Source organism: Kitasatospora sp. NPDC004669 (assembly GCF_040609455.1).
GTDB lineage: Bacteria > Actinomycetota > Actinomycetes > Streptomycetales > Streptomycetaceae > Kitasatospora.
The window spans coordinates 14,168-38,729 of sequence record NZ_JBEXKB010000065.1 but is presented as its reverse complement, the minus strand read 5'-3'; the positions used below and the strand labels follow the sequence as shown (position 1 = coordinate 38,729).

Below are 24,562 nucleotides of genomic sequence, written 5' to 3'. Positions count from 1 at the left end.
GGCGCGCTCCCTGGATGGGTGTGAGGTGGCCGAGTGCGGAGGCCTCACCAGCTGACCGGGAGAGTCAGCGGTGACTTGGTCACGGATTCGTCGTCCCAGGTGGGTTCCTGTCCTTCGGCCGGGTGCAGTCGTGGGAAGCGGTCGAGCAGCGCCTCCAGCCCCACGGTCAGTTCGGCGCGAGCCAGGTGGGCGCCGAGGCAGTTGTGGGTCCCCCGGCCGAAAGCGATATGGCCGCTTCCGGTCCGGCTCGGGTCGAGCCGATCGGCGTCGGCGAAGATCCGCTCGTCGCGGTTGGCGGAGGCCGGCACGGGGATGACGGCTTCGCCCTTGTGGATCGTCCGCCCGCGCAGCTCGACGTCCTCGGTCGCCAGGAGGATCACGGTGCCGTTCATCACCGGCATGTAGCGCAGGAACTCCTCCACCGCACCGGGCATCATCTTCCGGTCGTCGCGCAGGAGTGCCCACAGGTCCGGCCGGCCCAGCAGGATGTGCACCGTGTCGGCCAGGAAGAAGCCGCTGATACCGAAGCCGACAGTGAGCATGGACAGCGCGAAGGCCATCACATCGTCATGGCTCAGCACTCCGTCGTCGCACTGGCGGACCAGCAAGGTCAGGACGTCGTCGCCGGGCCGGGTTCGCTTCCGGGTGATCAGTCCGGCCACGTACTCGTGCAGCAGGTCGGTGACCCGGCGTCCCTCCTGCGAGGTCACCATCGCGCTGAGGGCCTCCTCCAGGACCGGAAGAAACCGGTCCCGGTCCTCGAAGGGGATACCCACCAGATCGCACAGCACGAGCAGGGGGAAGGGGTCCGTGAAGCCGGCGACCAGATCGCCGGGCCGGCCGTCCTCCTGGAACGCCTGCAGCAGCTGCTCGGCGAGCCGGCGGATGCACGGCAGCCGGTGCCGTACGGCCCGGGCGCTGAACGGCTCGGCCAGGACGTGGCGCAGGGCCGCGTGCCGGGGGCCGTCGAGTTCGGCGATCGTGACCAGGCGCGGCCCGTCGTCCGCGGGCTGCCCGGGGCGGGACGGCCAGTCGTTGATGGTCGGTCTGACCAGCCGGGAGTCCGCGAACAGCTTCCGGACGTCCTCGTACCGCGTGGCGTACCAGGCGGTCGCGTCCATCGGCATCCTGACCCTGGCCAGCGGGCAGCGCGCCCGCAACCGCGCGGCCTCCTCGGGCGGCCCCATGGTGCCCGGCGGCGGGAGCGGGAAGTCCAGGACATCCGCCTCGGGGTCGGGTCCCCGCGTACCGGGTGGCTGTGCCGTCACGCTCGCTCTCCTTCCGGTGCTCCGGCTACGGGCGTTCGATGTAGCCGCTGGCGTAGAAGTACTCCAGGTAGCGGTCCAGCAGTTCCGCGTCGACAGGAGGGCAGTCCAGGCCCGCGGTGGCCAGGTCACGCTCGACGTTGGCCCGCCCCACGGTCGGGAAGGTGCCCTCGAAGTACATCTCCTTGACGGACATGTCGGCCTGCTTGCAGCGGTCCACGCACAGTGAGACGAAGGGGGCTGTGGGGCTCGTGGGGTGCTGCGCGACATGGCGGACGAGTTCGCCCACCCATTCGTCGTAGGGGAGCCGGCGAATCCGATGGCCGTGGGCGTCCATCCGGTCGAGCATGTCGCGCAGGCTCGCCGCGCGGGGGTTGGTCAGGTGGTAGGTCCGGCGGGTGGCGTGCCTCGCCGTGGCGACGTGCACCACCGCGTCGGCGAGGTAGTCCACCGGGACGAAGTCCAGCGGCAGCGGGATGTCGGGGGCCAGCCCGGTCTCGCTGATCGTTTTGAACAGCGAGCAGATCGCGGTGTCGGTGTTGCAGGCGCCGGTGTGCCGGTCGCCGGTGATCTCGTACGGCCGGTAGATCGCCACCGGCAGGCCCTGGTCCGCGGCGTTGCGCAGCACCTCCTCGGCGACCCACTTGCTCTCCGCGTAGCCCATGGTGAGCCCGTCGGCGTGGTCGAGCGGCAGGTCCTCGTCGACGCGTCGTACGCCGGCGGGTCCGAAGCCGGCCAGCACCGCGATGGTGGAGAGGAAGTGCACCGGCACCCCACGCCCGGCCGCCAGCCGGATGAGCTCCCTGGTGCCCTCCACGTTGGTGCGGCGCAGCGCGTCGTACGGATAGAGGAAGTTGACCTGCGCGGCCGAGTGGATCACCAGATCCAGGGTGTCGGCGAGTTCGTCGGCGTGACCCGGTTCGAGGCCGAGACCGGGCTCGGCGAGGTCGGCGGGGAAGCACACGATGCGGTGGGCCGCCTCGGTGGCGGCGAGGCCGAAGCGGGCCAGGTTTCGCGTCACCTTCTGCCGGGCGTGGGCGCGGTTCCGGCTTCGCACCGGGCAGTGCACCCGGGCGTCGGTACGACGCAGCAGCGCAGTCAGCAGGAAGGCGCCGACGAAGCCGGAAGCGCCGGTGAGCAGTACCTCCCCAGGGTGGCGCCAGTCCGGCTCCGGCCCGCGCCGCGGTGGCAGGGCGAAGCCCAGCCGCGCTTCGGCGCGGAAGTCCACCGGGCCCGTGTCGGCGAGCGCCTCGCCGTGCCGGTCCTTGAGGGTGGCGACGGCGCCGGTGAAGTCCTCCAGCGCGGGGGAGCGCAGCAGACTGTGGACCAGGGTGCGGCCGTGTCGGGCGTCGAGGTCGAAGGCGGCCAGCGTACGGGTGACGACCTCGGCTGCCAGCAGCGAGTCGCCGCCGATGTCGAAGAAGCTGTCGTCCGGTGCCGGGTGCACACCCAGCACCACCTGCCAGATGCGCGCCAGGGCGTCCTGGGAACCGGTCCCGGGGCCCTTCGCCGTCGCCGGGGTGGCGGCCGTTTCGGTCGCCGTCTGCGCGCGTAACCGGTGCCGGTCGACCTTGCCGCCCGCGGTCACCGGGAACCGCGCGACCTCCACCAGCCGCGAGGGTACTGCGGCTGCGGGCAGCCACGTCGCGAGACCGCTGCGGATGCGGTCCAGCGACAGTGCCTGACCGGGGCGGGCCGGTGTCACGTATCCGATCAAGGTGTCGCCGTCCCGTTCGACGACGGCCTCGCCCACCGCGTCGGACGCCCGCAGCCGCGCCTCCACCTCGTCGAGCTCGATGCGGTGCCCGCGCAGTTTGATCTGCCGGTCCGCCCGGGCCCGGTACTCCAGTACGCCGTCCGGGCGACAGACCACCCGGTCACCGGTGCGGTACAGGCGCGTCCCGGGCTCGACGAAGTTGTCGACGAAGCGCTCGGCGGTCAGCTCGGGATCGCCGAGGTACCCCAGGGCCAGGCCGTCTCCGCCGACGAGGAGTTCACCTTCCTCGCCGGCGTCCGCGAGGGTGCCGTCCGCGCGCAGCACGTGACACGTGGAGTTCTCCAGTGGGCGGCCGATCGGCACGGCCGTCACCTCGGGAGGCAGGTCGTGCACCAGGTGTGCGGTGGAGACCACGCTGTTCTCCGTCGGACCGTAGAAGTTGACCACGTTGGTGTTCGGGCAGGCCGCCAGGATCGCGCGGGCCAGCTCCGCGTCCATCACCTCACCCCCGGCCGAGGCGAACCGCAGGGATTGCAGCGCCGACGGCCTGGTGCGTGCGATGTGGTGAAACACCCCGGTGGTCAGATAGGCGATGTTGACCCGCTCGGAGAGCAACAGCGACTCCAGAGCGGCCGGCGACAGCAGCTCCTCCTGGTCGGCGATCACGATGCAGGCGCCCGCGAGCAGTGCGGGCCAGATCTCGATCGCGGAGGCGTCCGAGGAGATGCCGTAGGCGTGCAGCACCCGCTCACCGGGCCGCGGCCGCTGCCGGACCAGGTCGGAGGCGGCCAACCGGACGACTCCGCGGTGCGGAATCGCCACGGGTTTGGGACGGCCGGTCGAGCCGGAGGTGAACATCACGTAGGCGCAGTCCGTGGGAGGTACCCGGACCCGCGGTACCGCGACCGGAGCCGTCGGCGCCAGGCCGCCCAGGTCGACGCGGGCACGCACGCGCCGGATGCGGCGGGCACCGCCGGGCAGCGTGACGATGGTGTGCACCCCCGCGTCCTCGGCCATCGCCTGCAGACGCGCGGGCGGTGAGGCGTCGTCGAGCGGAACGTACGCCGCGCCGGTCTTGAGGATGCCCAGGAAGGCGACCAGTGCTTCCGGTGACCGCGCCCCGCACACGCCGACCTTGTCACCGCGCCGCACACCGGAATCGTGCAGCCGGGCGGCCAGCGCGTCGGAGCCGATCCTGAGCTCGTCGTAGCCGATGCTGCGACCGTGCTGTACGCAGGCGGTGGCCTGTGGGCGGTCGGCCGCCCGGGCGTCGAACAGTTCGTGGAGACAGCGATCGCGCGGATACCGGACCGTCTCGACCTCGGCCGCCGCCACCTGATGCCTCATTGCCTGAGGGTCCATCGGGATATCTCGTCTCTGCTGCGCAGGAAGTACGTGGTGCGGGAGAACTATTGCTCGAACTCCTTGGCGAAGGCGGCGAAGTCGACGCTGCGCCATCGCCGGGGCCGCATCCGGATGAGGATGTCGTCGGCCAGTTGCCGGTGATTGGCCGCCAGGTACGCGGTCGCCGTGTCCGCGTCCAGGTACCGGCGGGCCAGCTCCTCGCGCTCGGTCGGTGGCAGTGGGTCCTCGACGGCCACCACCGGCCCTTCCACGCTGACGTAGCGGTAGGGTGCGGACTCGTCCTGCGCGCAGAGGCTGAACCGGCCCGCGCTGCGGATGAGCCTGGCCTTCAGCGTCTCCCGCCCGGTCTCGATCGTCACCAGCCCACCGGGCCGGTAGGAGTACCAGAGCGGGACCAGCAACGGCCCACCGCCATCACGCGGGTCGTCCACCCCGAGGATCCCCACGTGCAGGCCGGCGAGGAACTCCTCCCGGTCTTCAACCGACATCCTGAGATCCACTGGTACCGCCTCGATTCGGCAGAGAGCGCGTACGGTGTCGGGTGTGCCGCGCAGGGTGAGCCGGTGGGTGACCACCGTCCGGCGCGCGACCGCCGCGTGTGCGCGCGGGTTTCCGCTCGCCCCGGCCGGTGCACACGGCCTTCAGGAAGCCGGCGGCTCGACCGGGGCGGGGGCCGGGTCGGGCCAGGCCCTCTTCCAGGTTTTCATCACACCCGGGCGCGCCGCATTCCGGGCGACCGTGCACCTGGGACGGCCCGGGATACGCGTGGGCCACCGGGCCGTTCCCCTCGCTGGAAAGCACAATGAGAAGCCCGTTGTCAGCGGTGGCCGTCGTACTCGCCCGGTGGCTCACCGGCAGAAGGAAGAGGCGCATGAGGGCAGGCATCCGGGCCGAGGGCCTGGTGAAGACCTTCAACGGCGTACGGGCCCTGGACGGGGTCGATCTTTACGTGCCGGAGGGTACGGTGCTGGGCCTGCTCGGCCCCAACGGCGCCGGCAAGAGCACCACGGTGCGGGTGCTCACCACCCTGGTGCGGCCCGACGCGGGCAGCGCCCACGTCGCGGGGGTGGACGTGCTCAAGGACCCCGGCCGGGTCCGCAGCCTGATCGGCCTCTGCGGCCAGTACGCGGCGGTCGACGAGTACCTCACCGGCCGCGAGAACCTCCGGATGGTCGGCGAGCTCTACCAGATGCGGACCAGGGCCGCCAAGGCGCGCGCCCGGGAGTTGCTGGAGTGGTTCGACCTCGCCGAGGCGGCCGACCGGCTGGCCAAGACCTACTCCGGCGGTATGCGCCGCCGGCTCGACCTGGCGGCCGCACTGGTGGTGCGGCCTCCGGTGATGTTCCTCGACGAACCCACCACCGGTCTGGACCCACGCAACCGGCTGGCGTTGTGGAAGGTCATCGAGACATTGGTGACGGAGGGCACCACCCTGCTGCTCACCACCCAGCACCTCGAGGAGGCCGACCGGCTGGCGCACGACATCGCCGTGGTCGACCACGGCCGGGTGATCGCACGCGGCTCCGTCGACGACCTCAAGGCCAGGATCGGCGGCGAGCGGGTGGAAGTGGTGGTCCACGAGCAGGAGCTGATCGGCGCGGCCGTGTCGGCGCTCACCCCGTACGGCGAGGACCGGCTCAGCGTGGAGCAGCACACCCGGCGGATCACCGTGCCGGTGAGCGGGGGCGCCCTGGTGCTCGCCGACGTCATCCGTGAGCTGGACGGGCGGGACATCGTCATCGACGACATCGGCCTGCGCAGGCCCACCCTCGACGACGTCTTCCTCTCCCTCACCGGCCACGCGGCCGAGGGGACCGATCTGGGAAAGGACGCATGACCATGGCGATCGTCACCACCGACACCGGGGGAGACAAGATGCCGCGGCCGCGCGGCGGCGTCGTCCAGATGGCGCGCGACTCCTGGGTGGTCGCCCGGCGGAACCTGCGCCGGATGACCCGGATGCCGGAGATCGTGGTCTTCGGGCTGTTGCAGCCGGTGATGTTCGTGCTGCTCTTCTCGTACGTGCTGGGCGGCGCGATCAAGGTACCGGGTGGCGGTTACCGGGAGTTCCTGATGGCGGGGATCTTCGCCCAGACGGTCACCTTCGCAGTGGCCGGGGCCTCCGCCGGCATCGCGGAGGACATGACCAAGGGGCTGGTGGACCGTTTCCGCGCGCTGCCCATGGCGCGCTCAGCGGTGCTCAGCGGGCGGACTCTGGCCGACGCGGTGCAGAGCGCCTTCGTCCTGCTGGTGCTGGCGGTCGTGGCGCTGCTGGTGGGTTGGAGGGTGCACCACGGGGTGCTCGAGGCGCTGGGTGGCTTCCTGCTGCTGCTCCTGCTGGGCTACGCCTTCTCCTGGATCGGGGCGCTGATCGGCCTGTCGGTGCGCAGCCCGGAGGCGGCCACCTCGGCGGGCCTGATCTGGCTCTTCCCGCTCACCTTTCTCTCCAACGCGTTCGTGCCGGTGAACACCCTGCCGGACCGGCTACAGACGATCGCCTACTGGAACCCGTTCAGCGCCACCGTCCAGGCGTGCAGGGAGCTGTTCGGCAACCCGGGGGCCGACGGCGCGCACGCCTGGCCGATGCGGCATCCGGTCGCGGCCTCCGTGCTCTGGTCGCTACTGATCCTGGGGCTGTTCTCCTGGCTGTCGGTGCGCAAGTACCGTAACGCGGTCGGCTGAGAGGTGGTGCGAGTTCGCGCCGCGGCACGAGGGCCCCGCCGGGACGGTGTTCGCTGCCATGCCCAGGCGGGTGCGCCGTCGCCACCAGGTGGCCCGGCGGGCAGCCGCTGCTCGCTCCCCGGACCGCCGAAACCGGGCACCGGGCCGTGCGGCACCGCACTGCCTCCGGGCCCGGCTACAGCCGCTGCTCCGGGCTGGAGGTGGGCAGTGCCCCGATGCCGCCGGTCACCAGCGCGTAGGCATGGGCCAGCTCCACCAGAGCACGGTGGTGCTGCCCGCTGTACCGGTCCAGGGCGCGGGTCTCCGCGCTGATCGCCCTCAGCAGCTCGGTGCGTGCTTCGACCTCCGCCGAGAACCCTGGGGCCGAAGACTCGTTCGACGTCATCACGCCTCCTTGCGCAGTCCACCCGGCGGCTCGATGTCAGCCATCGAAGCCGCCCCGACGACTCCATACTGCGCTCGGCGAGGGAAATGCGTGTGTCGCGGTTTCGTCCCGGGTTCCGGGCGACCGGTAGACCATGGGGCCGGCCTGCGGGCGTCAAGTGGCATCCGAATCGGACGCCCGGGGAACTTCGCGGTCCGGATACGCGTGGAGGTGTACGGCGAGGGCCGCGATGTCGTCGTCCAGTCCTCCGCTGCTGTAGTGGAGGAGGTCCCGGTGGAGCCTGTCCAGCAGTTCGCGGGGCGGCGCCGCGGTCTGCTGCCGTAGCCAGTCGGACAGTGGGAAGAACTCGCCGGTGTGATTGCGGGTCTCGGTGACGCCGTCGGTGTAGAGAAGCATGTGGTCACCGGGGTCGAAGGCGGCGGTGTCGATTCTGTAGTGGCCGCCGCCGATGAGCGACGCGAGATTGAGAGGCGGCGAGGGGGCGGTAGCACTCAGGACGCGGAGCTCCCCGCGGTGCAGGAGCAACGGCGGGGGATGTCCGCAGTTGAGGAGTCTGAGGCAGCCACCCTCGTGCGGGATCTCGACGAGGAGGGCGGTGGCGAAACGCTCCGGCAGGTCCGGGGCGGGGTACGCAGCGCTGTGGCGGGTGATGCCGACCTCCAGACGGCGCGCGATGCCGCACAGATCGGGCAGGTCGTAAGCGGCCTCTCTGAAGGAGTTGACCACCGCCGAGGCCGCCGACACCGCGGTCAGCCCCTTGCCCCGCACATCGCCGATGAGCAGCCGAACCCCGTACGGTGTGTCGAGCGCCTCGTAGAAGTCACCGCCGATGTGGGCTTGCGCTGCGGCTGCCAGGTACAGCGACTCGATCTCGACACATCCGAGGCGGCGCGGCAGGGGGCGCAACAGCACACCCTGCGCAGCGTCTGCGACGAGCCGGATCTGCAGCAGGGCTTGCTCCCGCTTGAGTCGGACATGGCTTGCGTACGCGCCGACCGCGGTGCCCGCGACGATGGCCGCAGCCGTCCACCACGTCCCCAGATCCGGGTAGACCAGGCCGAGGCCGACCATGATCAGAAGGCAGAGCGTCCCCAGCAGGACGGTGGGAAGCACCGGCCACATGGAGGCGGCGACGGCAGGTACGACGGGCAGGAAGCGGCTGAAGGCAACCTCCCTCGGCGTGGTGAACGCCAGGCCGGCGATGGCCGCGATCAGTACCACCGGCGACAGCAAGGCTTCCCACCGGCCAGCGGGAGAACGGCGGCGCCGAAACCGTGCAATCACGCTCACGATGCAAATCTAGCGGTACAAAACCGCCATGGATCCCCGTTGGGCCCGTATGTCGGCGGCAAACCGCCGGCGAATGGCTGCAGACCCGAGAGCACCTCGGGATCTCCACCGCTTCTCACCCGCGCGACGGCCGATCACGACCCGTTGGTGCCCATCTCGGCTGATGCCACGTCAGCCTCCGTCTCGTGCTCGGCCGCCGGCACCTTGACGGCTACGACCCGGACCGGGCAGCAGCGCCGTTCGGAATCCGTAAGCACCGCGCACCACCTCCTGACGGGTCGGGGGCGCTTCGATGGTGGGGTGGATTCCAAGCCCTCCGGCGCCCGGCGCCGATTCGATCCCCGGTTCCCCTCCCCGCCCGCGTTCCTGCGCCGCGGGCCGTTCCGCGACGGCGTCTTCACCTCGGCCCTGCACGAGCCGCGCACCGCCGTCGTCCTCGGCAGGTGGTTGGGCGGCGCGCTGCTGGTCTGCTTCCTCACCGGCCTGACCAGTCATCTGCTGCAGAACCCGCCGACCTGGTTGGCCGGGATGCTGCCCTCGCGCCCGGTGGACGGCTACCGCGTCACCCAGGGGCTGCACGTGATCAGCGGGGTCGCCGCGATCCCGCTGACCGGGGCCAAGCTCTGGACGGTCTATCCGAGGCTGTTCGAGTGGCCGCCGGCGCGCAGCGCGCTGCACGCGCTCGAACGCCTCGGCATCGCCGTCCTGGTGGCGGCCGTGCTGCTGGAGCTGTTCACCGGCCTGTTGAACACGCTGCAGTGGTACCCCTGGCCGTTCCCGTTCCGCCAGACGCACTTCTGGCTGGGCTGGCTGGCCACCGGCGGGCTGCTCGTCCACCTCGCCGTCAAGGCTCCGCTCGTCGCGCGGCACTGGCGCCGGGCGCAGGCGCCGGCGGTGGCCGGGCGCCGGGGCTTCCTCGCCTCGGTGGGGGTGGCCGTCGGCGCGGTGACGCTCACCACCGCCGGGCAGACGGTGCCGTGGCTGCGGGCGGTGGACCTGCTGGCACCCCGCCGCCCCGGGTCGGGCCCGCGCGGCCTGCCGGTCAACCGCACAGCCGCCCAGGCCGGCACCGTCGCCGTGCCCGCCGACTGGCAGTTGGAGGTGGACGGCCCCCGCCCGTTCCGGCTCACCCTCGCCGAGCTGCGCGAACTCCCGCAGTACGAGGCGGTGTTGCCGATCGCCTGCGTGGAAGGCTGGAGCGTGAGCGCCCGCTGGAGCGGGGTCCGGGTGGCCGATCTTCTCGCGCGGGCCGGCGCTCCCCCGGGCTCCGCCGTACGGGTCACCTCACTGGAGGCCGAGGGCCCGTTCCGGGTGATGGAGATGCCCGCTCCCTACGCCGAGGATCCGCTGACCCTGCTGGCGCTCGCGCTCGACGACGAGGTCCTCAGCCCGGACCACGGCTTCCCCGCGCGGATCATCGCGCCGAACCGCCCCGGGGTGCTGCAGACCAAGTGGGTGGCCAGGATCGAGGTGGTCCGATGATGACCCGGCTGACGACGTGGCTTCATGGGGCGATCCTGGCGGCCGGGCTCGGGTTGACCGGCGTCGGCCTGTACGGGCTCCTCCAGGACCCCGTCATCGCCGACCCGTCCGGGGTGCTGCTCTGGGCCGTCGACGCCCTGGTCCTCCACGACGGCCTGTGGGTGCCGCTGCTCTGTCTGGTCGGTGCGCTCGTGGCGCGGGGGCCGGCCCTGCGCGGCTGGCTGGTCGTCGCCGTGTCCGTGACCGCCGTCGCCCTGCCCGCCGTCCTGCGGTCCGGTGCGGACTCCGGCAACCCGACCTTGCTGCCACTGCCCTACCTGCGCAACTGGCTGCTCCTGCTGGCTGCCACTGCCGTGCTCGCGCTGCTGACCACGCTTGCCCGGCGGTGGCGCCACCGCTCCGACCCGGTCAGGCGCCGGGGACGCCCGGAAGACCGGTGGTGAGGGTGTCCCGGGCGTGCCAGCGGACGCACCCCCGGTATAGGACCCCGGCCCGGGGCCGGGGTCCTAGGCGCGCGCTACGCTACGGCGGCCCCGGGAAGACGCCGGAGGCCGAGGGCGAGTCGCTCGGCTGCTGGGTGCGGGCGCAGCGGGCCAGGTGGTCCGACTTCGATGGTGGGCCTCTGACCTGCTAATATTCTTCTCGTCGCGAGGGAGATGATTCCTCGTCAGGCGTCAGCGGTGCTACCAGAGCACGTCCTACTTTCAGTAGGGAGAGTCCGTGCGACCCGGGCCTGGCGCTCCACTGTCGGGCGAGGTCCGGCACCCACCAGGGTGCCGGGCCTCGCCCGCGTTCTGCGCGCACGCCAGGCACAGCACCGCTCGGCGGGCCGGGGACCGCTACACGTAAGCCGGGTGACCCCGGCTGCTGCGGGGCGTCAGGAGGCGAGCGGTCCGACCGCCGCCATCGCCAGCCGGTAGGCCGGCGCCGGCGGGGCACCGGTCCTGCCGTCCGTCTCGGCCACCGAGTACTCCAGCCGTTCCCGAAGGTCCGGGGTGGCGAACATGCCGTTGGCGTAGCCGAGGTCGTGGCCGGTCTTGCCCCAGAGCACGGTGCCGTCCGCCAGTATCACCTTCTGCAGTCCCGCGCTGAAGCAGGCCAAACCCTTGTTCGGGCCGGAGGCGCAGTTCGGGTCCTGTGAAGGCAGCAACCGGCCCGCCGCGTCCCGCGGCAGGGTGAGCAGCTCGCCCTGCTGGGCCGGCGGCACCAGCTCGCCGCCCAGCAGGGCGCGCAGGAAGCGGTCCAGGTCGCCGGTGGTGGAGACCATTGAGGACGGGTCGCCGCCCTGCTCGGTCACCTCGGCTGGAGTGCCCGCGCTGTCGGTCAGGTAGGCCGGCAAGTGCGGGTCGGGCAGGAAGGGGTCGCCCTGCGGCACCCAGGTGTGCGCGAGGCCCAGGGGCCGCACAATCCGAACCGTCACCTCTTGGGCGAAGGAGTGCCCGGTCACCTGCTCGATGATCCGCCCCGCCACCCGGTACGCGAAGGAGTTGTACTGCTGTGCCGTGCCGGGCGCGAAGACCGGCCCCGGCCAGGGACGATCGTGAGGCCGCAGGGTCTGTTGGATGATCTGGTCGAAGGTCTGGTACTGAAGACGACCCGCGATCTGCTGGTCCACCGTGATGGGCGGCGCGCCGGCGTTCACGTCCGGCAGGCCGCTGGTGTGGTTGAGCAGCTCACGGATCGTGATCGGCTGGAAGGTGTCCGGCAGCACCCCCGGCAGGTACTGCTGGACCGTGCCATCCAGGTCGACCCGGTGCTCGGCGGCGAGCTGGAGCATGACGGTGGCCAGGAAGGTCTTGCTGATGCTGCCTACGTGGAACTCCGCGTCCGGCGCCACCCGCCGTCCGGTGACCGTGTCGGGGTCGGCGCCGCGCCAGCTCCAGCCGTCCAGCGTCACCCGGCCGACGCCGCCCACGGCGGGCTCGCCCGGGCGGATCGAGAAGGCGGCGCTCAACGCGGCGCGGCTGGAGTGCTGGGCGCGATAGGCACCGTCCGTGCTCGCGGCCAGCGCGGTGCCGGGCGCGGCGGCCAGTAACAGCGTGGCGCAGATCAGGATTAACGGCTTCTTCACGGGTCCTCCGGTGCGTGCGACAGGTCGTGTCCGGATCTTGGCCCACCCCGCTGGTGCGGGGCCTCAGGGCAGCACCCGGAGATCTCCCGGAGGCACCCCTGAGGGTCCACCAGGGTTCTCCCTGCCTTGCCCGTGCTCCACCGCTCGTCGTGGGCCCGTGCGCGATCCGCGGTGCGACTCACACCGATCGACTTCTCGCAGTGCCAGCACCTTCAGCCCGGCCAAGTGATCACCGTGCACGACGACCCATCCGCGACCGGAGCAGCGATAGAGCGGGGAGCCGTCTACGTTCCAGGGCCGCGTCGGTGTGCCGTCAAGGCGGTGCGGGCAACTTGCTGACTTTTCGTCAACAAGCGCTGCGGGGCAGTGCCCGGTCGCCGCGTGCCAGGTGCGGGAGCCCGCCGTCCGAGGAGCGGCGAGGAACCCCGCCCGGGCCGGTGTTCCGGCCTCGGGCGGGGCATGCCGGTCGGCTCAGCCGAGCGCCGCGAAGGCGCCGGGCTCGAAGGAGCCGCCCAGGTTGTTCACGATCACGCTCATCCGGTTGGCCGCGTTGATCATCGCGACCAGGCAGACCAGTGCGCCGACCTGGTCGTCGTCGTAGTGCTCGCGCACCTCGGCCCAGGTCGCGTCGCAGACGCCGCCGGCGCCGTCCGCGAGCCGGGTGCCCTCCTCGGTGAGCGCCAGCGCGGCGCGCTCGGCCGCGGTGAACACGGTGCTGTGCCGCCAGCCGGCGACCAGGTTGAGCCGCAACGGCGTCTCCCCGTGGCCCGCGGCCTCCTTGCTGTGGATGTCGATGCAGAAGCCGCAGCCGTTGATCTGACTGGCGCGCAGCATGACCAGGTCCTGCAGGGCCTTGGGGAGCGTCGACTCCTGGATCGCCTGCGAGGTGCTGAAGAAGCGCTTGGCGACCTTGGCGGCGGTCGGGTTGGCGAGCAGGTTGAAGCGGGTTTCCACGGTGTCGTCCTCACTCGTTCTCGTCGTGCGCATCCGCGCTGGACGACCACAAGACGCGGACGGAGGCGTGCCTGTGACAGAGCTGCGGAGTGATGCACGCCACCGCCGGGGGATGTCACGGGACGGTGCCCACCGGTGTCTTGTGTGCGGCGCATCCGCACGCATCGGGACGCATCCGCGAGTGAGAGGTGGGAACGGGTATGAGCGAGCACCCCACGGAGGCCGCGCACGTCACGGAGGCCGCGCACCCCACGGGGGCCGCGTACCTCGCGGACGCGGCGACCGAGGCGTTCCTCGCCCACCGCAACCTGCTGTTCACCGTCGCCTACGAGCTGCTCGGCTCGGCCGCCGACGCCGAGGACGTGCTGCAGGAGACCTGGCTGCGCTGGGTCGGCGTCGACCTCACCGCCGTCCGGGACCACCGCGCCTACCTGGTGCGGATCGCCACCCGCCAGGCGCTCGGCCGGCTGCGCACGCTCGCCCGCCGCCGCGAGTCGTACGTCGGCCCGTGGCTGCCCGAGCCGCTGCTGACCGCGCCCGACGTGGCGGAGGACGTCGAACTGGCCGAGAGCGTCTCGATGGCGATGCTGCTGGTGCTGGAGACCCTCGCGCCGACCGAACGCGCGGTGTTCGTGCTGCGCGAGGTGTTCGGCCTGGAGTACGGGGAGATCGCCGAGGCCGTCGACAAGAGCCAGGCCGCCGTCCGCCAGATCGCCCACCGGGCCCGGGTGCACGTCGCCGCGCGCCGGCCGCGCGGGGCGGTCTCGGCCGCCGAGGCCCGGCAGGCGGTCGCGGCCTTCCAACGGGCCGTCGAGACCGGCGATCTGCGCACCCTGCTCGACCTGCTCGCGCCCGACGTCGTCCTGGTGGGCGACGGCGGGGGACTGGTGCAGGCCACGCCGGCCCCCGTGGTGGGCGCCGAGCTGGTGGCCGGGCTGCTCCGCGGGATCACCCGGCGGGCGGTCTCGCTCCGGGCGGAGCAGGTCAACGGCCATCCGGCGCTGGTGATCCGGCTGGCCGGCGAGGTCGACACGGTGCTGGCGCTGCGCCTGGAGGAGGGCTTGGTCACCGGCCTCTACGCGGTGCGCAACCCGGAGAAGCTGTCCCGGATGACCCGGGAGACCGCGCTGGGCCGCTGACCGGCGCCCCGCGTCCTCAGCCCTCGGCCGACTCCTGCCCCTGGGCGAAGGCGACCAGCTGCTCGGTCGACCAGGCCAGTCGGCCGGCGCGCAGGTCGTCCAGTACCGCGCCCAGCCAGTCGGCCTCCGCGCGGGTGGTGGCACGCAGGTACTCCGTCTCCAGCAGGGTGATCCGGGGCAGGCCGATCGCGGCGCCCTGGGCCAGGTCCGCCTCCAGCCGCTCCAGTGCCGCCCGTACCCGCGCCAGCCGGTCGTCCAGCGCCCGGACGATCTCCTCCGGGGTCAGCAGCAGCACGTGCGAGAGCGCCGCCGGGAACTCCGGGAACTCCTGCTTGGGCGCGGCGAGCATCTCCAGCAGCCAGGCGCGGGCGGTCTCCCGGCCGGTATCGGTGATCTCGTAGACGGTCCGCTCGGGGTAGAGCTGGTCGCGCTCGGTCTCGCGGACCGTGATCAGCCCGGCCGCGAGCAGCCGCTCGATGGTGCGGTACAGGCTTGCGCGCTGGCCGACGTTGACGACCTGGTCCTTGCCCCACTGCTTGATCAGCCGCTGCACGCCGTACGGGTGCAGCGGCTTGTAGTGCAGCAGGGCGAGGACGGTGAGGGCGAGCGGGGAGCTGCGCAGCGGGGTGGTGGCCATGCCCCGATTCTATCCCCAGAAGAACTAGTTGCACTGAAACTAGTCCAGGTGCATCATGGAAGCACGCCGGACGACCGGCCGGCGTCACAACCCACTTGGGAGGAAACCGAGATGAGCACCACCACCGCCCTGAGCGACGTCGCGGCCGTCGAGCGCATCCAGGCCGACCACACCGCCGTCAAGCGGATGGGCCACTGGACCGAGGCCGGACGGATCGAGGTCCGGGCCCGCCGCGGCGCCGTCGTCCTCGACCTGCGCTCGCCGAAGATCCCCGACGAGGTCGAGATCCACCTCGAACTGCAGCGCGCCATGGTCAAGTTGCTGCTCCCCGAGGACGCCGGGCTGGACCACTGGGACCTGCGCTGGAACGCCCGGGGCAAGGTCAAGGACCACCAGGCCCCGGCGAAGGCCGGCGCCCGCCGGGTGCGGCTCACCGGCACCGTCACCGACGGCGAGATCAGGGTCCACCGCGGCGGCGTCGCGATCGTCTCCGCGATGCTCTCCCGCGAGTACCTGGACGACGTGCGCGCCGCCCACCGCGAGGGCCGGATGCCGATCGTCGACGACCCGGCCCGCACCTCCCACTGAACGGCGGGCCACCGGGCCGCTTCCTTAGCGGAATGTTAGATCTGCGCGGTGGTCCTTGCCGCTGCCCGACCGGCGGCCGCACGCTCTGGGACACCCACCCACCGCACCGGATCCCGGGAGCCGCCATGTCCCCGTCCCACACCGTCCGTCCGCAGCCGCCCGGCGAGGAGCGCGCCAGGCGGCGGCTCGCCCTGGTCGGCGGGTCGCTGGGGAACCTGGTGGAGTGGTACGACTGGTTCGTCTACGCCAGCTTCGCGGTCTACTTCGCCGACGACTTCTTCCCCGGCTCCGACTCCACCGCGAAGCTGATGAACACCGCCGGGATCTTCGCCGTCGGCTTCCTGATGCGCCCGGTCGGCGGCTGGCTGCTCGGCCGGGCGGCCGACCGGCACGGGCGCAAGAGCGCGCTCACCCTGACCGTCACCATGATGTCCGCGGCGGCCGTGCTGATCGCCGTCGCCCCGACCTACGACCAGGCCGGCTACCTCGGCGCGGTCGTCCTGCTGCTCGCCCGACTGCTCCAGGGCATGAGCATCGGCGGCGAGTACGCGGCCAGCGCCACCTACCTGACCGAGGCCTCCGCGCCGAACCGGCGCGGACTCGGCTCCTCCTTCCAGTACGTCTCGATGACCTGCGGTCAACTCCTCGGCCTCGGCATCCTCATCGTCATGCAGCACACCCTCGGCAACGCCCAACTCCATTCCTGGGGCTGGCGGGTGCCCTTCCTGCTCGGCGCCGCCCTCGCCGCCGTGGTGCTCTGGCTGCGCCGCCGGCTGCCGGAGACCGAGGCCTTCACCGCGGAGACCGCCGACGGCGACCGGACCGGCACCCACGGCACCCTGCGCAGCCTCTGGGAGCACCGGCGCCAGGCCGGCCTGGTGATGGCCCTGACCCTCGGCGGCACCGTCGCCTACTACACGTACACCACCTACCTGACCAAGTACCTGATCGGCAGCGCCGGGCTCTCCAAGAACACCGCGACCCTGGTCAGCTTCACCGCGCTCGCCGTCTTCGCCGCCGTCCAGCCGCTGGCCGGCCTGCTCTCCGACCGGATCGGCCGCCGCCCGCTGCTGATCACCTTCGCGCTCGGCTGCACCGTCGGCACCTACCCGCTGATGACCGCACTCGGCTCCGCCTCCGACTACTGGTCCGCGCTCGGACTCTCCCTGGTCGCGCTGCTGATCGTCACCGGCTACACCTCGATCAACGCGGCCGTGAAGGCCGAACTGTTCCCCACCCGCATCCGCGCCCTCGGCGTCGCCCTCCCGTACGCCCTCGCCAACGCGCTGTTCGGCGGCACCGCCGAGTACATCGCCCTCTGGTTCAAGAACAGCGGCCACGAGTCCGGCTTCTTCTGGTACGTCTCCGGCTGCGCCCTGGTCTCCCTGGTCACCTACGTCCTGATGCCGGACACCCGGCAGGTCGTGCTCAGCCCCGAGCAGGCCCCGGCGGCCACCGCCCGGGCCGAGGCCGTACGGTAGGCACCTCACAGAGGTCCCACGGCGGGGAGGATCCATGCACATGCTGCTCGTCGAGGACGACGACCGCATGGCCCAGGCCCTCACCACCGGGCTCACCCGGCGCGGACACACCGTGCGCCGGGTGGTCCGCGCCACCGAGGCGCTCCGGCACGCCCGGGAGGCCGAGTTCGTCCTGCTCGACCTCGGCCTGCCCGACCTGGACGGCCTCGACCTGCTGCGCAAGCTCCGTACGGTCTGCTCCCTGCCGCTGATCGTGGTCACCGCCCGCAGCGAGGAGCGCGACATCGTGCAGGGCCTGCGGGCCGGGGCCGACGACTACGTCATCAAACCGTTCCGGATGGCCGAACTCATCGCCCGGATCGACACCGTCCGCCGCCGCACCGGCACCGCCCCCGGCCAGGACGGGCCGGGCGGCCAGGGCGGCGGCGAGCGGCGGGTGCGCACCGGCGACGTGGCGATCGACCTGGCCGGGCGCACCGTGACCGTCGACGGTGCCCAAGTCCGGCTTACCCGCCGCGAGTTCGACGTCCTCGCGCTGCTCGCCGGCCAGCCCGGCGACGTCCGCTCCCGCGAGGAGATCCTCGACCGGATCTGGGGCGACGCCTTCCTCGCCTCCTCCCGCTCGCTGGACGTGCACGTGGCCGGCATCCGCGCCAAGACCGGCCGGGCCGGGCTGGTCCGCACCATCCGCGGCTACGGCTACCAGCTCGGCGAGCTGGAGAACCCGTGAGGCGCCGCCTGCTGGCCGTGCTGACCGCCCTGATCGGCACGGCCGTGCTGCTGCTCTCGCTGCCGCTGGCCGACTCCTACGCCCGCGGCCGCACCGAGCACCTGCTGCTGCAGCGCCGGGCCGACGGGGTGCGCTTCGCCGACCTCGCCAACCGGATCCGCACCGACGCCGACCGCCGCGAGCTCGACGCCGAACTCACCCGCTACGCCCAGCTCTACGGCGCGGCCGTGACCGTGGTCGACACCGCCGGGCACACCGTCGGCCAGGCCGGTCCGGCCCCGAGCGGCGCGGCCGCGCCGGACGCGCAGAGCCGAGCCCTCACCGGCCGCTCCACCGAGGCGCTGCCCACCGTCCGCCCCTGGGGTCCGGACACCGTCGTCCTCGCCGAACCGGTCGGCCAGGACGAACGGGTGGGCGGCGCCGTCCTGTTGACCGTCCCCACCGACGCCGCCCGCCATGACGTGCTGGTGCGCTGGGTCCTGATCGCCGCCGGGGCCTTCACCGCCTTCGGCGCCGCCGCCCTGGTCGCGGCCGGGATCGCCCGCTGGCTGCTGCGGCCGGTCGACGACCTGGACCGGGCGGTGGCCACGGTGGCGGGCGGCCGCTTCGAGGTCCGGGTCGCCGCCGACACCGGCCCGCCCGAACTCAGGCGGCTGCGACGGCACTTCGACGGCATGGCACAGGCCGTGGCCGACTCGCTGCGCCGCCAGCGCGACTTCGTCGCCGACGCCTCCCACCAACTGCGCAACCCGCTGGCCACCCTGGTGCTACAACTGGAGAACACCGAACCGCACGTCCGCCCGGGCCCGGGACGGCAGGCGCACGCACTGGCCCTGGACGAGGCCGACCGGCTGGCCGAGTTGCTGGACGGCCTGCTGGCGCTGGCCCGGATGGAGTCGGCCACCGCGCCGCTGGGGGAGTGCGACGTCTCCTCGGCGGTGACCGACCGGGTGGCGGCCTGGGCGCCGGTGTTCGAGGCCGGCGGGCTGGAGCTGACGGCGGAGGTCGCGCCCGGCCTGCGCGCCCTGACGCTGCCCGACGCGGCCGGACGGATCCTGGACGCGCTGCTGGACAACGCGAGCAAATTCGTACCGGTGGGGGAGCGGGTCCGGGTGCTCGCGGAGGCCGCCGAGGGCTGTGCGGTGGTTCGGGTGACCGACACCGGACCGGGCGTCCCGGCGGAGCAACTCCCGCTGCTGCTGCGGAGGTTCACGCGGGCGTCGGAGCACCAGAACATCCCCGGCACCGGGCTGGGCCTGGCCATCGCCGACGAGCTGGCCCGCGCCTGCGGCGGCTCGCTGACCGTCGCCGGGACCAGCCCGCACGGACTGACCGTCGAGTGCCGGCTGCCCGCGGCCCAGGGTCCGGGCCCGAACTAGTGGCGACGGCCACCGCGCACCACCGAGACCCGTCCGGCTTCCTAGCCGTACACCGACCGGTAGTAGGCCGCCGCGCCAGGGTGGAGCGGCACCGCCCCGGTGGAGACGGCGAACCGGGGTTCCAGCCGGGCGCCCGCCGTGACGGCCCGCAGCAGGGTGGCCCACTGGTCGAAGAGGATCTCCAGCAGTCGCCGCACCGCGTCCTCGGGCACCCCCGGCCGGGCGGTCAGGTAGTTGCCGACGCCGAGGGTGCCGACCGGGCCGCGCAGACCGTAGGCGCCGGCCGGGAGGGTGGCCGCCGTGTAGACCGGGCCGTAGCGCTCCCGCAGGGTTGAGGCGATCGCGTCCAACGGGACGAACCGCAGCGGCAGTTCCCGCGCGAGCTCGGACACGGCGGGCGTCGGCACCCCACCGGACCAGAACACCGCGTCCAGGGCGCCCGAGTGCAGCGCGGCCAGCGACTCGGCCAGCCCGAGCGACTGCTGCCGCACGCCGAGCCCCGCCTGTCGCAGCAGCCGCCTCGCCGTCACCTGCAGCCCGGAGCCCACCGCGCCGGTCGCCACCCGGCGGTCGGCGAGGTCGGCGAGTTCGCGTACCGGCCCGTCGGCGGGGGCGAGCAGGTGCAGGTAGTTGACGTAGACCCGGGCCAGCGCCGTCACACCGAGCGGGCGGTCGAAGGTGTCCCGGCCCAGTACGGCGTCCTCGGCCACGTCCGCGGTGGTCAGCGCGAGGTCCACCGTGCCGTCGTCGAGCTGCTGGAGGTTGTCCACGCTCGCGGCGCTGCCGACCGGAGTGAGGGTCAGCCGTCCGTCCGCCGTCACGGCCTCGGTGAACGAGCGCCCGAAGGCGTTGTAGGGCCCACCCTCGGGACCGGTCGCCAGGCGCAGCGAGCGCACCGGCTCGTCCCCGCCCGAGCACCCGGCGGTGAGGGCCGCCGCCAGGGCCGCACCCAGGAGGGTGCGGCGGCGTGGGGTCGGTCCGGTCATGGGGGGAGAGTAGCCCGACTCCGCGGCGGGCGCTGCGGACAACCGCGCTCTTGAACGCCTGACTCCGGGTACGGCGACACCGCCGGGCCCTCGGTGAGGACCCGGCGGTGTCGGTTCGCTAGGTGATCGGCGGCGCGTCGGGCGTCAGCCGGTCAGGCGCGGCGACCGCGCTTGCGGCGGGCGAGGAAGACCGCGCCGCCGCCGAGCGCCAGCAGCGCCACGGCCCCGGCCGCGATCGGCCCGGTGTTGGAGTCGGCACCGGTCGCGGCCAGCGCCGGGCCGCTCGCGCTGCTGGTGGCACCCGCGACCGCGGTGGAGCCGGCGCCGTCGGTCGAGGTCGCCGAGCCGGCCGGGGTGGTGGCCGAGGAGCCGCCGGTGGGCTGGCCGGAGGGGGTGGAGTCGCCGCCGGCCGGCTGGCCGGTGGTCGGGTCCAGGATCAGGGTGGCCGCCTGGGCGTTCTTGAAGTCGAACATGCCCTCGATGGAGCCGGCGTGCTCGTCGAAGGAGGCGTCGCCGATCCGGCCGGTCTTCCAGTTGTCCTCGACGAAGCGCAGGATCGAGGTCTGGTCGGTCTGGGTGTGGTCGACGAAGTTGGCCTTGGCGTACGGGGACGCCACCAGCAGCGGCAGGCGCGGGCCGAAGCCGCAGCGGTCGGCGTAGCCGCCCCAGCCGGCGTCCTTGCCGCACTGGCCGGCGCCGCTCAGGCTGTCGTTGGCGGCGTCCTTGGAGCCGTTGACGGGCTCGGCGAACTTGTGGTCGTACCAGCCGTCCGAGTCGTCGTAGGCGATGACGACGGCGGTGGAGGCCCAGTCCTTGGACTTCTGCAGCTTGTTCACGGTGTCGACGACGAAGTGCTGCTCGTCCAGCGGGTCGGAGTAACCCGCGTGGCCGTCCTGGTAGTTGGCGGCCTTCAGGTAGCTGACGGCCGGCAGGTTGCCGTGCTGGAGGGCGGCGTCGAAGTCGGTCAGGTCGTACTGGTGGTTCGCCTGGCCGTCGTGGCCGATCTCGTCCACGTCCTTCGGCGCCAGGTGCTTCGGGTTCGCCGTGGACTTGTAGTACTGGAACGGCTCGTGGTGCGGGTTGTAGTCGGTCTGCGAGGCGCCCACGATGTTGTTGTGCGCGGCGTCGCAGGCGGCCTTGCCGTCCTTGGTGCCGGTCGGCTTGAAGCCGCCCTGGAACCAGCCCCAGCTGACGCCCTTGTCGTTGAGCAGGTCACCGACGTTCTTGCCGGTCAGGACCAGCTGGTTGTGCTTGGGGTTGGAGCAGTCGTCGTAGGCCGGGTCGGGGTCGTTGATGACGGTGCCGACGCCGTTGGCGTCCGGGGAGGAGACCACGTAGGCGTCGGTGGTCTTGTCGCCGGTCTTCGGGTCGACCGGGTAACCGCCGTGCGTCTGGCCCGAGACGAGGTTGATGGCACCCGGGGTGGACGGACCGTAGTTGGTGCCGAAGAAGTTGTCGCTCATCGCGAAGCGCTGGGCGTAGTTCCACATGCCGGTGACGGTGTTGCCGTCGTAGTAGTCCATCACCAGGCCGGGCGCGGTGTACATCGGGGCCTTGCAGCTCTCGATGTCGGTGTGCTCGACGAACTTGTCCATCTTGCCGCCGTCGAAGGCGAGCTGCTCGTCCTTGTAGGTGTGGTCCTGGTCGCAGGTGACGGCCTGCGTCGGGCCCAGCCGCTGCGGGTTGTTCCGGTTGGGGTTCTTGTGGAGCAGGTCGTCGCTGAGGCCGTCCACCTTGGGGGTGCCGGGCTTGGCGGTGAACTTCACCTTGTCGTCGGCGGTGTTGGCCGCGTTCGGGTAGGTGCCGAAGTAGTGGTCGAAGGAGACGTTCTCCTGGAATATCACCACCAGGTGCTTGATCGGCGTGGCGGTCTGCGGGCCGTCGGCCGCGAAGGCGGCGGGCGCGCCGCCGAACGCGGTCAGCGAGGCCGCGCCGATCAGGCCGGCACCGTACCGGAGCCACCGCTTGCGGGTGGGGACTGCGTGCATGGTTGGTTCCTCGACGTCATCGTCATCTGTGTCAGAAGTTGGGGCCGTGACGCGCGTAGCACGACGCGGCGGCTCGAAACTAGACACAGGAGGTGAACGCGGTCAACAGGTGTATGTAAACCCGTGGTTAACCGCAGTGGTACGGAACGATGCGTCAGGGCTGCGATTCGGCAGACAAGTCCGTCGAATGCTCGTCGAATGGGGCGATTACAGGACACCCACCCGCCGGTTTCACGCCAGCAGCGTCGCCTCCACCCCCGCCAGTACCGCCGCCAGGCCCTCCTCGAAGCCCCGGTCGAAGTCCTGGAACATCACCCGGCCCGCCTCGGCGGCCAGCGGGTGGGCGGCCAGCCGCTCGGCGCGCGCGTCCAGGTCGTAACCCTCGTCGCCGTCGAAGGGGTTGGGGCCCATGGACTGCTCCTCGATGACGAAGCCGACGGTGTAGCTGTAGGCCGTGTACCAGGCCCGGGCGGCGGCCGCCGGGCTGAAGCCGGCCTCGGTCAGCAGTCGCATCGAGGACTCCAGGCCCGCCGCGTACGAGGTGTCCGTGAACCGGGCGCCGCTGTAGACCTTGGCGCCGTCGCGGTAGCGCAGCAGCTGGGCGCGCAGGGTGCGCATGGCCGTCAGGTACGCCTCCCGCCAGTCGCCCGCCGTCGGCCCGGCCTCGGCCGTCATGCGGCGCATCATCTCGGTTGCCATCTCGTCGAGCAGTGCCTGCTTGTCCTTGAAGTACCAGTACAGAGCCGGTGCTTTGACGTCCAGTCGGGCGGCGATCGCACGCAGGGTGAGGCCGTCCAGGCCGGCCTCGTTCAGGAGGGTCAGCGCGGTGTCGACGACCTGGGCGCGGTCGAGCTTGGGGGTTCTCCGTGACGTCACGGTTGACAGTTTAACGCCGTTAATTGCAGGCTGGGGGCAACGGCTGTTTAACAACGTTAAAGGGGGGTTGCCGTGACCGACCACGGCATGTTCAAGCACGGCGCGTCCGACCACGGGACGGACACCGACGTCCTGATCGTCGGCGCCGGTCCCACCGGCCTCGCCCTCGCCCTCGACCTCGCCCGGCACGGTGTGGCCGCGCGGCTGGTCGAGCGCGGTGCGCAGCTCTTCCCCGGCTCGCGCGGCAAGGGCCTCCAGCCGCGCACCCTGGAGGTCCTGGACGACTTCGGCGTGCTCGCGGAGATCCGCGCGACGGCCGGTCACTACCCGCCGAACCTGCTCTGGAAGGCCGGCGCACCGCAGGGCGAGCACCGGATGTACGACCCGACCGAGCCCTCCGAGGGCGAGCCGTACACCGAGACGCTGATGGTGCCCCAGTGGCGCACCCAGCAGCTGCTGTACCGGCGGCTTCGCGAACTGGGCGGCGAGGTCGACTTCGGGCGCGAGCTGGTCGGCCTGACGCAGGACGAGCAGGGCGTGACCGCCGAGTTCGCGACCGGCGGCCCGGTCCGGGCCCGCTACGCGGTCGCCGCCGACGGCGGGCGCTCGACGGTGCGCCGGCTGCTCGGCATCGGCATGACGGGGGAGGCCGTCGACCCGGGCCCGATGCTGGTAGCGGACATCCGGCTCACCGGCCTCGGCCGCGAGCACTGGCACGTCTTCCAGGCCGAGCAGGGCCTGCTGGCGATCTGCCCGCTGGCCGGCACCGAGGAGTTCCAGCTCGTCGCCCAGTTCCCGGAGGGGACGGCCGTCGACCTCACGCTCGACGGCATCCGGACACTGGTCGCCGAGCGCTCCCACCTGACCGCCGAGCAGGTCGACGGGGTGCGCTGGGCCTCCGAGTTCCGGCCGCGCGCGGCCCTGGCCGACCGCTTCCGCTCCGGCCGGGTCCTGCTCGCGGGCGACGCCGCCCATGTGCACTCCCCGGCGGGCGCCCAGGGCCTGAACACCAGCATCCAGGACGCCTACAACCTCGGCTGGAAGCTGGCTGCCGTGCTCACCGGGAAGGCGGACGCCGCACTGCTCGACAGCTACGAGGAGGAGCGCCGGGCCAACGCCGCGGCGATGCTGGAGCTGTCCACCAGGGTCCACCGCGGCGAGGTCCGCCGTGGCCGGGCCACCCAGCAACTCGGCCTCGGCTACCGGGAGTCCTCGCTCGCCGTGGACACCCGACCGGCCCTCGCCGAGGACGCGCTGCGGGCCGGCGACCGCGCCCCGGACGGCCGGCGCGGCGGTACCCGGCTGTTCGACGCCTTCCGCGGGCCGCACTGGACACTGCTGACGGTCGGCACCGAGGGCGAACTGCCCGCCCTCGACGTCCCGGTGGTGCGCATCCCGCCCTACGAGGAGTACGGCACCGGTGTGTTCCTGATCCGCCCGGACGGCTACGTCGGCTGGGCGGGGGCGAGCGCCGAGGGCCTGGCGCGGTACGCGGCCCGCTGCGGCGTCGTCGGCTCCGTCACGGCGGTCGCCGAGTAGTCGCGGGG

At 72.3% G+C, this 24,562-nt stretch carries 21 protein-coding genes; 10 read left to right on the top strand and 11 right to left on the bottom strand.

The features are described from left to right. Positions 1-44 precede the first annotated feature (44 nt). From ABZW30_RS36895 to ABZW30_RS36885, 3 genes are all read right to left on the bottom strand, one after another. Positions 45-1,268, bottom strand: a complete 1,224-nt coding sequence (locus ABZW30_RS36895; protein WP_355675638.1) for a cytochrome P450 — start codon at positions 1,266-1,268, stop codon at positions 45-47. Between the two features lie 25 nt (positions 1,269-1,293). Beyond that, positions 1,294-4,329, bottom strand: coding sequence for an amino acid adenylation domain-containing protein (locus ABZW30_RS36890; RefSeq protein WP_355675637.1), 3,036 nt, complete (start codon positions 4,327-4,329; stop codon positions 1,294-1,296). Between the two features lie 62 nt (positions 4,330-4,391). After that, positions 4,392-4,835, bottom strand: a complete 444-nt coding sequence (locus tag ABZW30_RS36885) for a pyridoxamine 5'-phosphate oxidase family protein (protein WP_355675636.1) — start codon at positions 4,833-4,835, stop codon at positions 4,392-4,394. A 383-nt stretch (positions 4,836-5,218) separates the two neighbouring features. On the opposite strand from ABZW30_RS36885, the gene ABZW30_RS36880 reads away from it, so the two are divergent. Next, positions 5,219-6,184, top strand: coding sequence for an ATP-binding cassette domain-containing protein (locus ABZW30_RS36880; protein WP_355675635.1), 966 nt, complete (start codon positions 5,219-5,221; stop codon positions 6,182-6,184). A 2-nt stretch (positions 6,185-6,186) separates the two neighbouring features. After that, on the top strand, positions 6,187-7,029 hold the full coding sequence (locus ABZW30_RS36875; protein ID WP_355675634.1) for an ABC transporter permease: 843 nt from the start codon (positions 6,187-6,189) through the stop codon (positions 7,027-7,029). 175 nt (positions 7,030-7,204) lie between these two features. On the opposite strand, the gene ABZW30_RS36870 is transcribed toward ABZW30_RS36875, so the two are convergent. Next, positions 7,205-7,414, bottom strand: a complete 210-nt coding sequence (locus ABZW30_RS36870; RefSeq protein WP_355675633.1) for a hypothetical protein — start codon at positions 7,412-7,414, stop codon at positions 7,205-7,207. Positions 7,415-7,567: 153 nt separating this feature from the next. After that, positions 7,568-8,647, bottom strand: coding sequence for a PP2C family protein-serine/threonine phosphatase (locus ABZW30_RS36865; protein WP_355675632.1), 1,080 nt, complete (start codon positions 8,645-8,647; stop codon positions 7,568-7,570). Positions 8,648-9,070: 423 nt separating this feature from the next. Here ABZW30_RS36865 and ABZW30_RS36860 point away from each other — a divergent pair, with 423 nt between their 5' ends. Both ABZW30_RS36860 and ABZW30_RS36855 read left to right on the top strand, forming a co-directional pair. Then, the gene (locus tag ABZW30_RS36860) at positions 9,071-10,186 is read left to right on the top strand and encodes a molybdopterin-dependent oxidoreductase (RefSeq protein ID WP_355675646.1); all 1,116 of its coding nucleotides are present in this window, start codon (positions 9,071-9,073) and stop codon (positions 10,184-10,186) included. Continuing rightward, complete coding sequence (locus ABZW30_RS36855; RefSeq protein WP_355675631.1) at positions 10,183-10,629, top strand: hypothetical protein; 447 nt, start codon at positions 10,183-10,185, stop codon at positions 10,627-10,629. The genes ABZW30_RS36860 and ABZW30_RS36855 overlap by 4 nt, the downstream gene beginning before the upstream one ends. Before the next feature lie 434 nt (positions 10,630-11,063). On the opposite strand, the gene ABZW30_RS36850 is transcribed toward ABZW30_RS36855, so the two are convergent. Beyond that, entirely contained in the window at positions 11,064-12,257 is a 1,194-nt protein-coding gene (locus ABZW30_RS36850) for a serine hydrolase domain-containing protein (protein ID WP_355675630.1), read from the bottom strand. A gap of 471 nt (positions 12,258-12,728) precedes the next feature. Beyond that, positions 12,729-13,211, bottom strand: a complete 483-nt coding sequence (locus ABZW30_RS36845; protein ID WP_355675629.1) for a carboxymuconolactone decarboxylase family protein — start codon at positions 13,209-13,211, stop codon at positions 12,729-12,731. Positions 13,212-13,411: 200 nt separating this feature from the next. On the opposite strand from ABZW30_RS36845, the gene ABZW30_RS36840 reads away from it, so the two are divergent. Further along, positions 13,412-14,350: an RNA polymerase sigma-70 factor gene (locus tag ABZW30_RS36840; RefSeq protein WP_355675628.1), complete on the top strand. Its 939-nt coding sequence runs from the start codon at positions 13,412-13,414 to the stop codon at positions 14,348-14,350. Between the two features lie 16 nt (positions 14,351-14,366). On the opposite strand, the gene ABZW30_RS36835 is transcribed toward ABZW30_RS36840, so the two are convergent. After that, complete coding sequence (locus tag ABZW30_RS36835) at positions 14,367-14,987, bottom strand: PadR family transcriptional regulator (protein ID WP_355675627.1); 621 nt, start codon at positions 14,985-14,987, stop codon at positions 14,367-14,369. A 111-nt stretch (positions 14,988-15,098) separates the two neighbouring features. On the opposite strand from ABZW30_RS36835, the gene ABZW30_RS36830 reads away from it, so the two are divergent. The 4 genes from ABZW30_RS36830 to ABZW30_RS36815 all read left to right on the top strand — a co-directional run bounded on the left by ABZW30_RS36830 (position 15,099) and on the right by ABZW30_RS36815 (position 19,165). Beyond that, on the top strand, positions 15,099-15,575 hold the full coding sequence (locus ABZW30_RS36830; RefSeq protein WP_355675626.1) for a hypothetical protein: 477 nt from the start codon (positions 15,099-15,101) through the stop codon (positions 15,573-15,575). Between the two features lie 125 nt (positions 15,576-15,700). Beyond that, positions 15,701-17,056: an MFS transporter gene (locus ABZW30_RS36825; protein ID WP_355675625.1), complete on the top strand. Its 1,356-nt coding sequence runs from the start codon at positions 15,701-15,703 to the stop codon at positions 17,054-17,056. Between the two features lie 34 nt (positions 17,057-17,090). Then, a complete protein-coding gene (locus ABZW30_RS36820) occupies positions 17,091-17,786 on the top strand; it encodes a response regulator transcription factor (RefSeq protein WP_355675624.1) in 696 nt (231 codons plus the stop codon). Further along, entirely contained in the window at positions 17,783-19,165 is a 1,383-nt protein-coding gene (locus tag ABZW30_RS36815; RefSeq protein WP_355675623.1) for a HAMP domain-containing sensor histidine kinase, read from the top strand. Before ABZW30_RS36820 ends, ABZW30_RS36815 begins: the two co-directional genes overlap by 4 nt. A gap of 41 nt (positions 19,166-19,206) precedes the next feature. On the opposite strand, the gene ABZW30_RS36810 is transcribed toward ABZW30_RS36815, so the two are convergent. The 3 genes from ABZW30_RS36810 to ABZW30_RS36800 all read right to left on the bottom strand — a co-directional run bounded on the left by ABZW30_RS36810 (position 19,207) and on the right by ABZW30_RS36800 (position 23,015). Then, positions 19,207-20,151, bottom strand: coding sequence for a TAXI family TRAP transporter solute-binding subunit (locus ABZW30_RS36810; RefSeq protein WP_355675622.1), 945 nt, complete (start codon positions 20,149-20,151; stop codon positions 19,207-19,209). Positions 20,152-20,303: 152 nt separating this feature from the next. Beyond that, entirely contained in the window at positions 20,304-22,139 is a 1,836-nt protein-coding gene (locus ABZW30_RS36805) for an alkaline phosphatase family protein (protein WP_355675621.1), read from the bottom strand. 231 nt (positions 22,140-22,370) lie between these two features. Continuing rightward, positions 22,371-23,015, bottom strand: coding sequence for a TetR/AcrR family transcriptional regulator C-terminal domain-containing protein (locus tag ABZW30_RS36800; RefSeq protein WP_355675620.1), 645 nt, complete (start codon positions 23,013-23,015; stop codon positions 22,371-22,373). A gap of 87 nt (positions 23,016-23,102) precedes the next feature. Here ABZW30_RS36800 and ABZW30_RS36795 point away from each other — a divergent pair, with 87 nt between their 5' ends. Continuing rightward, complete coding sequence (locus tag ABZW30_RS36795) at positions 23,103-24,554, top strand: FAD-dependent monooxygenase (RefSeq protein ID WP_355675645.1); 1,452 nt, start codon at positions 23,103-23,105, stop codon at positions 24,552-24,554. The last annotated feature ends 8 nt before the right edge of the window (positions 24,555-24,562 follow it).